This window comes from Serratia myotis (genome assembly GCF_027474885.1).
GTDB classification, from domain to species: domain Bacteria; phylum Pseudomonadota; class Gammaproteobacteria; order Enterobacterales; family Enterobacteriaceae; genus Serratia; species Serratia proteamaculans.
Map to the genome: position 1 here is coordinate 4,063,063 of NZ_CP099707.1, position 15,771 is coordinate 4,078,833.

Genomic DNA, 15,771 nt, shown 5'->3' on the forward strand with positions numbered 1-15,771 from the left:
CAGAAGGAACAGACGGCGGGGAAAGTCAGGAAAATGACGGGGCCGGAGAGACCCCGTATAGCGAGAAAACGCTTAGTCGAGTTTGACGCCGATGCGGCGAGCCACTTCTTCGTAGGCTTCGATCAAGCCCCCCAGGCTCTGACGGAAACGGTCTTTGTCCATCTTGTCCAGGGTGTTTTTGTCCCACAGGCGGCTGCCGTCCGGTGAGAACTCATCACCCAGCACCACTTCGCCATTGAACAAGCCGAACTCCAGCTTGAAGTCGACCAGGATCAGGCCGGCATCGTCAAACAGCTTGCTCAGCACGTCGTTCGCCAGGTAGCTCAGCTCACGCATGCGTGCCAGGTGCTCTTTGTTCACCCAACCAAAGGTTTCACAATAGGACTCGTTGACCATTGGATCGTGCATCGCATCGTTTTTCAGGAACAGGTCAAACAGCGGCGGGTTCAGTACCAGTCCTTCTTCAATGCCCAGACGCTTCACCAGTGAACCGGCGGCACGGTTGCGGATCACACACTCGACCGGCACCATGTCCAGCTTCTTCACCAGCACTTCGTTGTCTGACAGCAGGCGTTCCATTTGCGTCGGGATACCGGCTTCTTCCAGTTTGCTCATGATGAAATGGTTGAACTTGTTGTTCACCATGCCTTTGCGATCAAACTGCTCAATGCGCTGACCATCCAGTGCTGACGTATCGTTGCGGAACTCCAACACCAACAGATCAGGGTTTTCGGTGGTGTAGACGGTTTTTGCCTTTCCGCGATACAGCTCAGCTAGCTTTTGCATCTTAGTTACTCCAATAAAAAATTGTTTTAAAAACGCTGCAAGAATGATGGGTATATTGTGCCAAATCTGCGACGCAAACGATACCGTAACCATCAAAGAAAAAGGGGCCTTGGCCCCTTTTCAGTTACTTAACGCTGGTTTTACTGAATGCTGACTGGAATGCCGCAACCAACCCGTCGTTTTGCGACTGGGTCAACGGCTTCCCTTTAGGATCGATAAATTGCAGGCTGGAACGGTTGTTCAAGTCACCCACCTGCAGTTTGTAATCGCCTTCTTTCAGCTCAGGATCCTTGACGCCCAACGCATCCCAATCGCTGCTGCTCAGGGATTTGTAGGTTACGGCAACGGTACCTTGCGGACGGCTGCGGTCACCCACTTTCATCCCCAGTTTTTCCAACGCCGCCGGCAGACGATCCCACACCACGGTGTACGGACCGCGCACTACCAACATTGGCAGGCCGGTATCATCTGCGCCGCTCTGCACGTCCAGCGTGCCGAAACGGTTGGCAGACTGGTTGCTCGCCAGGTTGTCCTGCTTGTCCAGGCCTTCAACCAGAGTGTTCATCATCATGCCGTTGTAGCGCTGCACTTCCGACGGATCGGTAATCTGCTCGGTTTTACCCTGCTGCTGCAGGCCGACGGTTTTCACCACCAGCGCCTGCTGGTAACCCTGCTGCTGTACGCTGATCTGGTAGCGGCCTTCGTACTGGTTGTCTTCATCCAGACGGTTCCACTTCACCCAGTCGGTGGTCAGGGTCTGAGTAGCGTCCTGACGTGAGGCGATCGCAATGTTTTTCGTTTGCAGCATGCTGGTCACGCGTGACCACAGGTTCTGGTTCTGCGGGCTGTTTTCCAGCAGCAGCGTGCCGCTGTCGCCGGCATATTGCGCACGTGAACCGCTCAGCAAGGCCAGTGGCTGTACTGGCGGACGAATATCCAGTTGCTTGCCGACGCCGCCTTTCAGCGTGGTGGCCGGAACATCATAATTACCGCTTTGCACCGGCAGGATCATACCGGCTGGTGCGTTCAGTGGCTTGAGCACCGACGCATCGAGGTAAGACTCATCGCCGCTCACCTGGCGTTTGTAACGCTGATCGGTGGTACAACCCACCAGCATCATCACCAGCGAAATACCCACGACTTTTGCTACCGTCGACTTTTGCAATGAATAAACCATCAAATTTCCCTTAGAGTTACAGCAAACCGGCGCTTTTCAAGGCGCGTTCCACTACCGGACGGGCAGCGTCGGTCAACGGCGTCATAGGCAGACGCATCGTATCGGTTGCCATCAATCCCAATGCCTTACAGGCCCATTTCACCGGGATCGGGTTTGCTTCTACAAACAAATCCTGATGCAACGGCATCAAGCGCTGATTTAAGCGGCGTGCCTCAGCAAAGTTACTCTGTGCTGCCAGCGCGCAAAGTTGCGCCATTTCACGCGCCGCCACGTTGGCCGTCACGGAAATCACCCCTTTGCCGCCAAGTTGCATGAAATCCAGACCGCTGGCGTCATCGCCGCTCAGCAAAATGAAATCTTCATCATCAACCAGCACTTGGATCTGACTTACACGACTTAAGTTCCCCGTTGCCTCTTTAACAGCAACAATATTCTTAATTTTTGCTAAACGCGCGATCACCGGCGGCAGCATGTCACACCCGGTGCGCGAAGGCACGTTATAGAGGATCTGTGGCAGCGCGGTGCTTTCGGCAATCGCCTTGAAGTGCTGATACAGCCCTTCCTGAGTCGGTTTATTGTAGTAAGGCGTGACCGTCAGACAACCCACTACGCCGGTGTTTTCGAAGCGTTGGGTCAGCGAAATGGCTTCAGCGGTAGCGTTGGCGCCGGTACCGGCGATCACCGGAATGCGGCCAGCGGCCAGTTCCAGCGTCTGCAATACCACGTCAACGTGCTCGTCATGGGCAAGCGTTGCTGACTCGCCGGTAGTCCCTACGGAAACGATAGCCGCAGTTCCACTGGCTACATGATAATCAATCAATTTTTTTAGGCTCGCGCGATCGACAGCACCTGTGTCGTCCATCGGCGTAACCAGTGCAACAATACTTCCCGTAAACATTGGCCGTCCCCTCCACAAACAAGTCACTCATGGTACTTTTGCTGCCTATCCAAAAGCAAGCAAACAACGGTGTTGTAAGCGCTTGGCAGGCGGTTTTTTTTATGTTTACCATGGTAACCCCATTGTGCACGACAGGAAGCTCCATTTTGCCTAAGCCAGATGAACACTATCTCGTGATTACCGCGCTCGGTACCGACCGCCCCGGGATCGTCAATGCCATCACCCGCCACGTCAGCAGTTGCGGATGCAATATCGAAGATAGCCGTCTGGCCATGCTGGGTGAGGAATTCACTTTCATCATGCTGCTTTCCGGCAGTTGGAACGCCATTACCCTGATCGAGTCCACCCTGCCGCAAAAAGGCGCGGAGCTGGAACTGCTGATTGTGATGAAGCGCACCAACTCGCACGAAAGGCCGCCGATGCCGGCCACGGTGTGGGTACAGGTTGAGGTGAAGGATTCACCGCACATTATTGAACGTTTTACCGACCTGTTTTACTCCAGCCAGATGAACATTGCCGAACTGGTGTCGCGCACCCAGCCGGCAGAAACTGACCTGCCACCCCAGCTCCATATCCAGATCACCGCACACAGCCCTGGCAATCATGATTCATCAAATATTGAGCAAGCCTTTCATCACCTATGTACAGAATTGAAAGCACAAGGCAGTATTAGCGTTGTGAACTATCCACAGCATGATGAGAAAGATGGAGAGTAGTGATGACCCCATTGAAAGCCGGTGACACAGCGCCAAACTTTAGTTTGCCTGACCAGGACGGTGAGGAAATTAATCTGGCCGACTTCCAGGGACAACGAGTACTGGTTTATTTTTATCCCAAGGCGATGACGCCGGGCTGTACCGTACAGGCCTGCGGTTTGCGGGATAACATGGATGACTTGAAAAAAGCGGGTGTCGAAGTTCTGGGCATCAGCACGGATAAACCCGAAAAACTGTCGCGTTTTGCCGAGAAAGAGTTGTTAAACTTCACGTTGTTATCTGATGAGGATCACCAGGTAGCACAGCAGTTTGGCGTTTGGGGTGAGAAAACCTTTATGGGTAAAACCTATGACGGCATTCACCGCATCAGCTTCTTGCTCGACGGCAAGGGCAAGGTTGAAAAAGTGTTTGATGATTTCAAAACCACCAATCATCACGACATCGTTCTGAGTTACCTGCAGCAATAATTTATACGAAGCGCAGCGGCCTGCTGCGCTTCGTTATTCCTGCCTATTCCTGTTCCGTTTCCACCCGCAGTTCGTCCGGCCAGGCGTGGATCACCGCCTTCACCAAAGTCGCCAGTGGGATAGCAAAGAACACGCCCCAGAAACCCCACAGCCCGCCGAAAATGATCACCGACAGAATAATCACCAACGGATGCAGGTTGACCGCCTCAGAGAACAGGATCGGCACCAGCAGATTGCCATCCAGCGCCTGCACCACCAGATAAGCGACGATCAGCGTCCAGAAGTCGGCCCCGATACCCCATTGGAACATCGCCACCACCACCACAGGAATGGTTACCAGCACCGCACCGATATAGGGGATCAGCACCGAGACACCGACCAGCACCGCCAGCAGCAATGAATAGCGCATGTCCAGAACAACGAACACCAGATAGGTCGCTATGCCGACAATCACCATCTCCAGCACCTTGCCGCGAATATAGTTGGTGATTTGCTGATTCATCTCGATCCATACCTGCCCGGCCAGCCCGCGATTCCGTGGCAGCACGCGGCGCACCGCGTTGAGCATTTGCTCTTTGTCCTTCAGCAGGAAGAACATCATCATCGGCACCAGGATCAGGTAAATCGCCAGCGTCAACAGCCCAACCAGCGAAGCCAGTGAGAATTTCACCACCGACTCCCCCATGCCCGACAAACGCCCACGCAGGTTTTCCGCCATCATATCGATGATACCGGCATCCACCAGCGCCGGATAACGCTTCGGCAGCGTCGCGGCAAAGTTATAGAACTGATTGAGCATGCCCGGCAGATCGGTCATCAGGTTGATACCCTGTTGCCAGGCGGTCGGCGCCACCACAAACACCAGCAGCATCGCAATACCGGCAAACATGATCATCATCATGCTCGCCGCCCAGTTACGCGAGCAACCAATACGCTGCAGCCGTGCGGTCGGCCACTCCAGCAGATATGCCAGTACGATGGCCACCAGCAGTGGAGTCAGAATGCCATGCAGAAAATAGAGAATGAGGAATCCGGCAACCAGGATCACCAACAGCGCGATGGCCTGCGGATCGGTAAAACGACGGCGGTACCACTGTAATAACATCTCCAGCATCAGAGAGTGCTCCTAGAGGTTTGACTGGCAGGCATTGCTGTTCCTGTGATGGAGTATTTTTTAACTTATTGCTCCCCCAGCACAAAGCGGGGGGCTTCAGGCGTATGGTTGTACCATGCCAGCCATCTGCCAGCCAGCGATTGTCAGTACAGACAAGGGGAAAGACAATTATCGATTTAATGCGGGAAGGTAGAGCGGCGGTTTAACTGCGAGTCAAACCGCCGCTATGGCCTAAGGCCGGTGGTTATCAGAAATCGTAAGTTACGGAGACTTTAGCCGTACGCGGTTGCCCCTGGAACAGATAGGTGCCATAACTCTCTACACCAGACCAGTATTTCTCGTTAGTGACGTTATCCACGCCGACACGCCATACCATACTGTTTTTATCCTCGTTCAGGCGCATGCGGTAACGCAGACCGAGGTCCAGAGTCGTATAGCTGTCCAGTTTTTTGGTATTGGCCGCATCGGCGTACTGAGATCCCGTGTGTCTCACCTTGGCAGTGGCTGTCAGGCCATCAACCGGTTTGATGTCATACTCAGCACCCAACACCATGTAGAAACGCGCCACGCCAATCGCATCATTACCTTCATTCACGCCGCCCTGGGTTTTAGTCAACTCAGGTTGAAGCCAGGTCGCGCTGCCGTTCAGGCGCACACCAAACGTCGGTTCACCAAACACATTCAGCTCTACGCCACGATTACGTTGCTCACCATCCAGCACATAGTTGCCACTGTCGTTGAGGATGGCGGAAGGTTTCTTGATTTCAAACAGCGCCAGCGAGCCGCCTACGCGCTCGAAATCGACCTTCACCCCCACTTCATTTTGCTTGGAGCGGGCAATGCCGGTGCTCTGACCATAGTTGTTGGCCCCCTGCGGCGCGTTGTCACCAGGTTGCAGCGCCTCAGTATGGTTGGCGTACAGCGACACTTCTTCCCACGGCTTATACACCAGGCCAAATGTCGGCATCCAACGGCTTTGGGTATAGCGAGACGAAGTATCCTCCAGGCCGGTGGTGTTACTGTAGTTGCGCACGACCACTTTCTGATGGCGTGCCGCCGCGGTAAACAGCAATTGATCGTTGAAGAAGCCCAACGTATCGCTGAATAGCCAGCCCTGAGTCCGATTACGGGCGGTGGTTAACGGATCGGAGTAGTTGCCGCCAAAGTAGGCATTATCCGGCACCGGGACATCGTGATTGTCATAAATATTGGTCGTGGGATTGTTGGCCGACATACGCCAGGCGGTCTTGTCACTTTTGATCTGCGCCGAGTAACCGACGTTCACCTTATGCGACACGTCCCAGGTGTTGAATTCGCCGCTAATGCCTGCCATGCCGCTGAACGCGTCGATAATGCGGTTAGTATCCAGGCGCCCGACCGTGGCGTCACCATCGGCGTTAATCAACTTCGGTGCGCTGTAAAGACCGGTTTCATGGGCATGCTGTGCACCCAATCCCACGTAAGCCTTCCAGCTTTGCGTGAGGTCATATTCCGCTTTCGCCATACCGAACTCGTTTTCGATATCGCTGTAGCCCCATTTCTGGCTGTAGTTCTTGGTCGGGTCCGGCACGGCGGGAATAAAATCAACGCCGCTGACGTTGAGCCCCATGGTCCCGCCATGGAAAGTCTTTTTCTGATAGCCGAAGTCCAGTGAGGTGCGGAAACGATCGCCACGGTAATCCAACCCCACGGAGGCCAGGGTTGTGCGACGTTTATCGTCGTTAACCGCCGTTTCACCTTCGCGATGAACCAGGTTTACGCGAGCGCCGAACTGGTTGTTGTCACCAAAGCGGCGCCCCAGATCCAGCTTGCCGCCGACTTGCGAATCAGAAGTGTAATCAATGCCTACCTGGGTCGTTGGCGTATCTTCCGCACGTTTGGGTTCGAGGTTGATCATACCGCCTACTCCGCTGCTGGCTACGCCATTCAGCAGGGCATTGGCGCCTTTGAATACTTCCACGCGTTCCAGCATTTGGGTATCCATCACCTGGCGTGGAACCACTCCCGCCAGACCGCCCATGGTCATGTCGTCGCCATCGAGCATAAAACCGCGAATACGGTAGGTTTCGGCAAAGTTACCGTAGCCCTGTACCGCCTGAACGCCCGCGTCATTGCTGATGACATCGGCAATGGTTTTCGCCTGCTGATCTTGTATCAGCTTCGCGGTATAGCCAACGACGTTAAACGGCACGTCCATGGCTTTTTGCTCGCCGAGCATCCCCAACCGCCCGCCATGCGCAATTTGCCCATCCAGATAAGCGGGCACCAGGTCATCACCGCCGGCTTTAAAATCGCTGTCTTTGCTGGCTTCAACCACCAGGGTTTCTTCCTGACTTTTTTTACTGCTCTCTGTGGGTGCGGCCAGCGCCCCCTGACTAATCGCGCCGATAGCCAGCGCCAATAGCGTCAAGCGCTGCGGAAAAGATGTTGAACTGGTGTTATGCATAATTCACTCATAGATGAGGATAAGTGGAACAAAAATGGCCCGTTACCGAGCCGGTGTGGCTTATTTATTCAAATCAATGCGAACAACGCTGTCCGGGCCTTTGGTCGAATGATCTTTATTAAATACCTGCTTAACGGTGACATACAGGGTCTGGCCGTCTGCAGAGAGCGACAGGCTGTTTGGATTCGGCGGCAACGCCCAGCTCTGTTTCACCGCATAGGTGGTGGCGTTGAGACTCAACACCTTGCCGGATTCGCGCTGCGAGATATAAATTTCGTTACGTTTCGCATTGAACAACACCGCCAGCGAATCGCCGACATCGAGCTGTTTCAACAAATTGCCGCTATGAATATCCAATACCAGCGTGGTTTTAGCTTTTGAATTGTCGGTCACAAACAGTCGGCCGGTGTCGCTGTCTTCCGTGAGGTTAAGCAACAGCGCCGGCTTATCGCCAAGCGGCTTCCAACGTTTTTCGATGCGGTTGTTTTTCGGGTTAATCACCAGGATTTCCCCGCTGCCGTTCGCGGCATACAGGCGCTGGGTTTGTTGCGAGTAATGCAGGCCGGTCATCCATTTGCCGGTGTTTTTGATTCGCGCTTTTAATTTCAGCGTATTGGCATCAACCACCCAAATCAGCGCCGGATCGGCCACTGCGCCCACATACAGCGTATTTTCGTGTAGCAAGATCTGGCGCGCGCCATACGGCAGCCCTTTCTCGTTGCGTTCGCTAAACAGCAGACGACCTTTCACTTTGCCGTCAGCAGTATTGATAGCGCTGATACCGCCATCCAGAGAATTAGTCACATAGAGAGTTTTGCCATCAGGGGATATCTGCATGGCAAAGTTTTTCAGATCTGTGTGGGTCAGGCTAATCGTTTTCAGCGTTTTCGCATCCAGCTTATAAACCACCCCACCCTGCACATCTTTAAAACCTTCGGAGCTGGCGACATATAACGCATCACCCGCCGGAGCCAGTGCGATCTCATACAGACCATTTGCCAGTTCACGTTGAACACTATTGGCGGGTTGAGTCACCGGTGCGGCAGGTTGGGCGATTGGAAAAGCAGAGGGTTGCTTTTGTGTAACGCAGCCACTCAGCGCCAGGCTCATCACCAGGGCGAGCGCGGAGACTTTCATTTTCATCAGGGAAATCCTTGGCCATATAAAGTTATTGAGTGGTGGCTCTGCGGATTATTTTTTGGCTTTCCCATGACGAGAAATGAGCCCCACCGTCTGTCTCAGTGTTCCCTGTGGAGGGTATTTCACTTTTATGCATGCGAATAACAAAGAGAATAATAATCATACTCATTACATTTTATGCAAGCAAGCGTAAATGGCTGTCCCAATAGCCGCGTAAAGCCGTATGAACCCTCAGCAACATCAGGTGAATGCTCACACAACTCTTGCTGGACAGTGGCAAATAAAACGAGAAATGGTCATGCTGTACGGCAAGTTCATTATCATGTCTGACCAAGGGGAATTTATGTCAGTATCAGCTCGTAACCAGTTATCCGGTACCGTGTCTGCGGTCGCAAAAGGCGCCGTTAATGATGAGGTAGAAATCACCCTGCCGGGTGGAGAGAAATTGGTCGCCATTGTGACAGTGCAGAGCCAGCAATCGCTTGGTCTGGTCACCGGCAAAGAAGCCGTAGCGCTAATCAAAGCACCTTGGGTGATCCTGGCGTCTGAAGATTGTGGGCTGCGTTTTTCCGCCCGTAATCAGTTTGCCGGAGAAGTGAGTGCGGTGGAACAAGGAGCCGTCAACAGCACCGTACATATCAAAACGGATGCGGGCTTTACCCTGACCTCGGTGATTACCAACGAAAGCCTGCAGGAAATGGCATTGAAAAACGGGTCTCGGGTGATTGCGCTGATCAAAGCCTCATCCGTGCTGCTTGCCGTCAGAGCCTGACGGCATCCCCCTTGATATATCCGCCATCATGTCGGCGGATATATCCTCTCTTATTTGAGCGCTTGCTCGGCTAACAAGGCGACGGCGATGATCACCATCGCGGCACCTGAGATACGGCTGACAACTCGCGCCGCCTGTGGGCGAGTCTGCAAGACAGACTGCGAGCCAAACCCCACCAGCAGATAAACCAGCCCACAACTGACCAGATGCAACAGGCCGAGTGCCAGGATCTGCGTCGGTATCGACCAAACGGCATGCGGATCGGTGAATTGCGGCAGCAGGGCCAGAAACAGCAGGAACACTTTGGGGTTCATGCCACTGATGCAAACTCCTTTACTCGCCCAGCGCATCCATGAGTCTGAGCTCTGTTTCTCCGCGGAATTGGGTACAGGCGGGCTCATCAGCAGATTGATGCCAATCCACAACAGGTAGGCCGCTCCCGCGACGGTGAGCACGATCAGGATCAAGGGGTTACCTGCAACCAACACCCCCACGCCAGCCGCCACAACCACAATCGCCAGCAGGTGACCAAACAGCAAACCGGCGACGGCGGGGACCACGACCCTGCCACGTATACCTGCCGATATGACGTATGCCCAGTCCATGCCCGGCGTGATGACAAACAGCATAGAGACCGCCCAAAAGGCCGCAAAAATGGCGAGTGTCATGATGGTTTAAGCCCCTGCCGAGATTGCTGTGTTATCCGTATGTTCACCTGACTTTCCTCATTATAAGACCCTGAGCGCCGCTGCAAAAACGCGCAGTCCCGAGCGGTTAATTATTGGAAAGAATATCTTTAGGGCGTTAAAATGTGCTGCCAATTACTTGCCTGAAAACCACGAGTTCGGGGAAATTCTTCTAAATGGATAAGATTGACCGCAAAATTCTTGCTGAACTACAGACCGATGGGCGACTTTCGGTCACCGACCTGGCCGAACGGATCGGGCTCAGCGTTTCCCCCTGCCATCGTCGGGTCCGGGCTTTGGAAGAGTCGGGAGTGATCCGGGGTTATCGCGCCCAGCTTGATCCCACCAGCCTGGGGTATAACTTTTCCGCGCTGGTTTTCGTCACCATGAGGGAAGGCGATCGCCACGCCGTGGCGGCCTTTGAGGATGCGATGGTGGATATTCCTCAGGTGGTGCAGGCGCAAAGACTGTTCGGTGATCCAGACTATTTGCTGCATGTGATCTCGCGCGATCTACCCGCATTCCAGCAGCTGTATGACGAGAAGCTTTCCGCACTGCCCGGCGTTCAACGCCTCAGTTCGACACTGGTGATGAAAACCGTGGTGCCTGAGCGCTCTTTTTTGCCGATGGGGAAATAACAACGGGAGCGTTTCCGCTCCCGTGGGTGACTTAAGTCTTAAGGGACAATCACAAAGTCTGGATTGGCGACGGCGAACAGCGCATCGCGATCCGCTGCCGGTGGGTAAATCCACTGGGTGTTGATTTCCTGTTTGATCTTTTTTCCCTCCTCACGTGTGAAGCGCACCTGACGGTCCCAGCCTTCGGTGTAGAGCGCTCCCCAGGAACCGAGATCGAGGCAGGTCACGTACTTGGGCTGACTGTAAGGATAAAGAGGCAGCCCGACCAGTTCCGCCGCGGCATTGTGCCCGGCTACGCGCCCCAGGCTCATCGCATGCTGGCAGGTCATCAGGTTATGATTCCCCTGCCCGTCGGTCGCGGCTTTAACCGTATCCCCGGTAACAAACACGCCATCCACCGCCGGTGCATGCAGGAAGGCATCACCGACAATGCGACCGGAGCCGTCACGCTCACCCGGAATTTGTGCAACCAACGGATGCGCCCGCACGCCGGCGGCCAATATCACCGTGTCGGTTGCAATGCGTTCGCCGCTCGACAACGTAACGCTGCCGGCATCAATCGCCGTAACGCGCAGCCCGGCCCGTGACTCAACGCCACATTCATCCAGCGCTTGTCGGATCACCACGCCAGGTTCAGCCCCCATACCCGCCCCCACTTCTTCTGCGGTATCAACAATCACCACCCGGATTTTCGCTTCGCTGCCCAGAATGGCACGCAGGCGCATTGGCATTTCGGCCGCGCTTTCCAGCCCGGTTAACCCACCGCCAACTACCACCACGGTGTTACGCGCCGGAGTTTCTGGCTGATCGGACAATGCTTTTAGATGGGCGTCCAGTCGTTGTGCACTTTGCAGCGTATCCACGTTGAAGCCGTGCTCGGCAAAACCAGCCACCGGAGGAATAAACAATTGGCTGCCGGTCGCCAATACCAGGCGATCATAATCCAGTTGTAGTCTTTGTCCTTCTGCACGCTCCACCACCAGCGTCTGGTTTTCGCTGTCTATCTGCGCAACCAAACCGGCCAAATGACGAACGCCAATAGCGGCAAGCTGTGCCGAGATATCCGGACTCATGTTTTCCAACACCGCTTCATACAGCCGTGGGCGAATGGTGACGTTCGGCGTCGGCGAAACCATCGTCACTTCGATGTCCTCTTCCTTGCCGGCCAGCGAGATTGCCCGCATGGCGGAAACGGCAGCCCAAAAACCAGCAAAACCAGAACCGGCGATCACTATTTTCTGCGTCATGGAATAACTCCTTCATACACGTTTATCGGGTTGCCCGTACTGTTTTCCAGGCGAGTGGCGCCGTTCCGCTCCCGGATAAAAGGGTGCAGAAGGGCTACCGCCTGTGGCACACAGGCGGGAAAAAATAGTCAGAGAAAATACTGAGGCGTTATTGAGGCTTGGTGCGGGCCGGTTTGCCGCTGCGCGTGGTGCGCTCGCTCATGCGCTCATCCATCCAGATGTTGACCTCACCGAAGAACCCTTCTGGTGCCTTGCGCCCGAAGCGAGTAGCGACAGCCCCCAGAGTTTGTACCGCCAGCGCATCACGCATGGCCTTTTCGGCCTGCAGCATCACCGCATGGATCGCACACTTGCCCGACACCGCCCAGTCTGGCGGGCTGTCATCAAACACCGCACAGCGGCCACGCACCTCCTGGCAATCGAACAGCGGTTTGTGACCTTCAATGGCATCAATGATCTCCAGAAAAGTGATCTCATCTGCCGGGCGGGCCAACCGATAACCACCGCGCACGCCTTCGCTCGCGGCAACGATCCCCGCTTTTTCCAGCTTGGGAAAGATTTTGGCCAGGAAGCTGGGGGAAATACCCTGCAGCTCGGCAAGTTCGCGGCTGCTAAGAGCACGCTGGTTATCGCCGACGAGCCAAAGCAGACAGTGGATGCCGTATTCAACGCTGGTAGTGATGTAAGCCATATGGGGTTTGCGGTGCACCTGTGAATTCAATAACACAGACTATATTAGTCCACGTTTAACCTGTCAATTAAAACGCAGACAAACTTTGTCTTTGTTTTTAGTCGATGGCCTGAAAGCGTCACTCCGTCGATCGCCATGGTGGTATTCAGAAATGAAAAATAAAGCCTTTCTGTCCGATTATTGCCGAACATAAGTTTCATTGTCGCTTTTGGCTGACTATGATGTGATCTGCCAACAGGCCGCCACAACGCGTGCATTTTTGTGAGCCAACACGCTTTCGCACTGATTGTTTTGGCGAGTCCGGCAGGGAACAAGAACTCTTAGGTGATGCTGACGTCTTAGAAATGACTATTTAAGGGAAAAGCCTGACTATGACCACCCGGTTGACCAAAACAGCGATTGCAGTACTGTTGCTTGGCACGCTCAACGCCACGGCGATGGCGCCGGTGCAGGCGGAAACCCAGGATCAACTGCCGGATATGGGCACCTCTGCGGGCGGCACCCTGAGCATTGGCCAGGAAATGGCCATGGGGGATTTCTATGTGCGTCAGCTTCGCGCCAGCGCACCGCTGATCAACGACCCACTGCTGACTCAATACATTAACCAGTTGGGTAACCGACTGGTGGCAAGCGCCTATTCGGTACGCACGCCATTCCATTTTTATCTGGTGCGTAACGACGAAATTAACGCCTTTGCCTTCTTCGGCGGCAACGTGGTATTGCACTCCGCCCTGTTTCGCGAAACCGACAACGAAAGCCAGCTCGCCTCGGTGCTGGCGCATGAAATCTCGCACGTGACCCAACGCCACCTGGCACGAGCGATGGAAGATCAGCAACGCAATGCTCCCCTGACCTGGGTTGGCGCCCTCGGCTCCATCCTGCTGGCGATGGCCAACCCGACCATGGGCATGGCGGCGCTGAGCGGTACCCTGGCCGGTACGCAACAGGGCATGATCAGCTTTACCCAATCCAACGAACAGGAAGCCGACCGTATCGGTATTCAGGTATTACAACGCGCCGGGTTTGATCCGGAAGCCATGCCTGACTTCTTGCAGAAGCTGTCTGACCAGTCGCGCTACGCCTCGAAACCGCCAGAAATGCTGCTGACCCACCCATTACCCGACAGTCGTCTGTCTGACGCACGCAACCGCGCCAACCAGATGCCCAAGCATTTGGTGCAGTCCACCCAGGATTACCTGATGGCCAAGGTGCGTTCTTTGGGGATGTACAGTTCCGAAGGTTACGGCCTGCGCGAAGAACTGCTCGATACTTACAGCAAAGGCAATATACGTGAACAGACCGCCGCCAAGTATGGCCGCGCCATTCTGTTCTATGAGGCGAAAAAATACGATGACGCCCGTAACATCATTCAGCCGTTGCTGACGCAAGATCCGAAAAACGTCTGGCTGCTCGATTTGATGACCGACATCGATCTCGGTCAGAAACGTGCGCCGCAGGCCATCGCCCGTCTGCAGGCGGCCAATGCCGCCCAAAGCAACAACCCGGTGCTGCAGCTCAACCTGGCCAATGCCTATGTTGAAGGCAACCAGCCGGCCCAGGCATCCAAAATACTTAACCGTTATACCTTCGCCCATCCGGACGATCCCAACGCCTGGGATCTGCTGGCCCAGGCCAGTGCCGCTCAGGGACTGCGCGATGAAGAGCTTTCTGCCCGTGCCGAAAGCCTGGCACTGACCGGCCGTCTCGATCAGGCCATTGGTTTGCTCAGCAATGCCAGTTCGCTGCAAAAACTCGGCAGCCTGAAACAGGCGCGCTATGATGCGCGCATCGACCAGTTGCACCAGTTGCAAGAGCGTTTCCGCCAGTACCAGCGCAGCTGATTTTGATAAGGATGATTTAAATGAAGAACGTCACGATTTACCACAACCCGCGCTGCTCCAAGAGCCGTGAAACCCTGGCGCTGCTGGAACAGCATGGCGTAACGCCTGAAGTGGTGCTGTATCTGGAGACGCCGCCGTCGGTGGAGCAGTTGAAAAAACTGCTGAAGGAGCTGGGCTTCACCTCGGCACGCGAACTGATGCGTAAGAAAGAAGATCTGTACAAAGAATTGAAGTTGGCGGATGAAAGCCTGAGCGAAGCCCAGTTGTTGGCGGCGATGGTGGCGAATCCGAAGCTGATCGAGCGCCCTATTGTGGTCAACGGCAGCAAAGCGCGTATCGGCCGACCGCCGGAACAGGTGCTGGAGATTTTGTAAGCGTGATATTGATATTGGGCACTGATTATGGTGCCCAAAATTTTCGAAGTGAAGCTGTTACAGCCCCAGGATCTCTTTCACAAACGGGATGGTCAGCTTGCGCTGGGCGGTGATCGAAGCGTGATCGAGTTGATCCAGCGTCATAAACAGCGTGCGCATTTCGCGATCCAGGCGTTTGAGCAGGAAACGCCCCACGTCTTCCGGTAATTCAAATCCGCGCAGTTTGCCACGCAATTGCAGCGCCAGCAGTTTCTCTTCATCCGACAGCGGTTGCAGCTTGTAGATTTGCCCCCAGTCCAGGCGTGAGGCCAGGTCGGGCAGGTGAAGATTGAGTTGGCGTGGCGGACGATCCCCGGTAATAAACAGGCGCGTACGGCCAGTTTCCAGGATGCGGTTATAGAGATTGAAGATGGCCATTTCCCAGGCTTCGTCACCGGCGATGCACTCGATATTATCGATACACACCAGCGCCAACTGCTCCATGCCATCCAGGACCTCAGGCACGAAATAGGCTCGCTTATCCAGCGGCACATAGCCTACGGCTTCACCGCGCTGCGAAAGCTCTGCGCAGGCCGCATGTAACAAGTGACTGCGCCCACCGCCCTCGCGTGACCAGAAATAGATATAGTTGCCGTGTTCCTGACGAACGGCGGACTGGATCGCGCTCAATAGGGATGGGTTCTCCCCCGGATAAAAACTGGCAAAAGTTTCATCATCGGGAAGATAAAGTGGCAGTGAAAGCTGTGCCGGCGTATTCAGAAAAGCACCTCAACCAAAA

General features: G+C 54.7%; 16 protein-coding genes. 6 read left to right on the plus strand and 10 right to left on the minus strand.

What is annotated here, in order from left to right:
- Positions 1-72: 72 nt before the first annotated feature.
- The 3 genes from purC to dapA all read right to left on the minus strand — a co-directional run bounded on the left by purC (position 73) and on the right by dapA (position 2,861).
- The gene (gene purC, locus NHG65_RS19220; RefSeq protein WP_085118101.1) at positions 73-786 is read right to left on the minus strand and encodes a phosphoribosylaminoimidazolesuccinocarboxamide synthase; all 714 of its coding nucleotides are present in this window, start codon (positions 784-786) and stop codon (positions 73-75) included.
- A 124-nt stretch (positions 787-910) separates the two neighbouring features.
- Positions 911-1,963, minus strand: a complete 1,053-nt coding sequence (gene bamC, locus NHG65_RS19225; protein ID WP_099062579.1) for an outer membrane protein assembly factor BamC — start codon at positions 1,961-1,963, stop codon at positions 911-913.
- 16 nt (positions 1,964-1,979) lie between these two features.
- Positions 1,980-2,861 (minus strand): 4-hydroxy-tetrahydrodipicolinate synthase, encoded by an 882-nt coding sequence (gene dapA / locus NHG65_RS19230; RefSeq protein WP_207979932.1) that lies wholly within the window; start codon positions 2,859-2,861, stop codon positions 1,980-1,982.
- A 110-nt stretch (positions 2,862-2,971) separates the two neighbouring features.
- On the opposite strand from dapA, the gene NHG65_RS19235 reads away from it, so the two are divergent.
- Together NHG65_RS19235 and bcp are read left to right on the plus strand one after the other, a co-directional pair.
- Complete coding sequence (locus NHG65_RS19235) at positions 2,972-3,577, plus strand: glycine cleavage system transcriptional repressor (RefSeq protein WP_207979960.1); 606 nt, start codon at positions 2,972-2,974, stop codon at positions 3,575-3,577.
- Positions 3,578-3,579: 2 nt separating this feature from the next.
- A complete protein-coding gene (gene bcp, locus NHG65_RS19240) occupies positions 3,580-4,044 on the plus strand; it encodes a thioredoxin-dependent thiol peroxidase (protein ID WP_085118108.1) in 465 nt (154 codons plus the stop codon).
- Positions 4,045-4,087: 43 nt separating this feature from the next.
- On the opposite strand, the gene NHG65_RS19245 is transcribed toward bcp, so the two are convergent.
- The 3 genes from NHG65_RS19245 to NHG65_RS19255 form a co-directional block, all read right to left on the minus strand.
- Positions 4,088-5,158, minus strand: a complete 1,071-nt coding sequence (locus NHG65_RS19245; RefSeq protein WP_099062582.1) for an AI-2E family transporter — start codon at positions 5,156-5,158, stop codon at positions 4,088-4,090.
- Positions 5,159-5,405: 247 nt separating this feature from the next.
- Positions 5,406-7,604, minus strand: a complete 2,199-nt coding sequence (locus NHG65_RS19250; RefSeq protein WP_099062583.1) for a TonB-dependent receptor — start codon at positions 7,602-7,604, stop codon at positions 5,406-5,408.
- A 60-nt stretch (positions 7,605-7,664) separates the two neighbouring features.
- Positions 7,665-8,747 (minus strand): YncE family protein, encoded by a 1,083-nt coding sequence (locus NHG65_RS19255; RefSeq protein ID WP_207979930.1) that lies wholly within the window; start codon positions 8,745-8,747, stop codon positions 7,665-7,667.
- Between the two features lie 340 nt (positions 8,748-9,087).
- Here NHG65_RS19255 and NHG65_RS19260 point away from each other — a divergent pair, with 340 nt between their 5' ends.
- Positions 9,088-9,516, plus strand: a complete 429-nt coding sequence (locus NHG65_RS19260; protein ID WP_099062762.1) for a TOBE domain-containing protein — start codon at positions 9,088-9,090, stop codon at positions 9,514-9,516.
- A gap of 50 nt (positions 9,517-9,566) precedes the next feature.
- On the opposite strand, the gene NHG65_RS19265 is transcribed toward NHG65_RS19260, so the two are convergent.
- Positions 9,567-10,184, minus strand: coding sequence for a LysE family translocator (locus tag NHG65_RS19265; RefSeq protein WP_207979925.1), 618 nt, complete (start codon positions 10,182-10,184; stop codon positions 9,567-9,569).
- Positions 10,185-10,378: 194 nt separating this feature from the next.
- Here NHG65_RS19265 and NHG65_RS19270 point away from each other — a divergent pair, with 194 nt between their 5' ends.
- Positions 10,379-10,840 (plus strand): Lrp/AsnC family transcriptional regulator, encoded by a 462-nt coding sequence (locus tag NHG65_RS19270; RefSeq protein WP_085118113.1) that lies wholly within the window; start codon positions 10,379-10,381, stop codon positions 10,838-10,840.
- 38 nt (positions 10,841-10,878) lie between these two features.
- On the opposite strand, the gene NHG65_RS19275 is transcribed toward NHG65_RS19270, so the two are convergent.
- Together NHG65_RS19275 and NHG65_RS19280 are read right to left on the minus strand one after the other, a co-directional pair.
- Positions 10,879-12,087 carry an NAD(P)/FAD-dependent oxidoreductase gene (locus NHG65_RS19275; RefSeq protein ID WP_099062587.1) on the minus strand — a complete coding sequence of 403 codons (1,209 nt, stop codon included), beginning with the start codon at positions 12,085-12,087 and terminating at the stop codon, positions 10,879-10,881.
- A gap of 148 nt (positions 12,088-12,235) precedes the next feature.
- Positions 12,236-12,778: an RrF2 family transcriptional regulator gene (locus NHG65_RS19280; RefSeq protein ID WP_099062588.1), complete on the minus strand. Its 543-nt coding sequence runs from the start codon at positions 12,776-12,778 to the stop codon at positions 12,236-12,238.
- A 371-nt stretch (positions 12,779-13,149) separates the two neighbouring features.
- Here NHG65_RS19280 and bepA point away from each other — a divergent pair, with 371 nt between their 5' ends.
- Both bepA and arsC read left to right on the plus strand, forming a co-directional pair.
- Entirely contained in the window at positions 13,150-14,619 is a 1,470-nt protein-coding gene (bepA, locus tag NHG65_RS19285; RefSeq protein ID WP_499182552.1) for a beta-barrel assembly-enhancing protease, read from the plus strand.
- Between the two features lie 20 nt (positions 14,620-14,639).
- Positions 14,640-14,993 carry an arsenate reductase (glutaredoxin) gene (gene arsC, locus NHG65_RS19290; RefSeq protein ID WP_085118116.1) on the plus strand — a complete coding sequence of 118 codons (354 nt, stop codon included), beginning with the start codon at positions 14,640-14,642 and terminating at the stop codon, positions 14,991-14,993.
- A gap of 57 nt (positions 14,994-15,050) precedes the next feature.
- On the opposite strand, the gene hda is transcribed toward arsC, so the two are convergent.
- Positions 15,051-15,752, minus strand: a complete 702-nt coding sequence (gene hda, locus NHG65_RS19295; protein WP_085118118.1) for a DnaA inactivator Hda — start codon at positions 15,750-15,752, stop codon at positions 15,051-15,053.
- Positions 15,753-15,771: the final 19 nt, after the last annotated feature.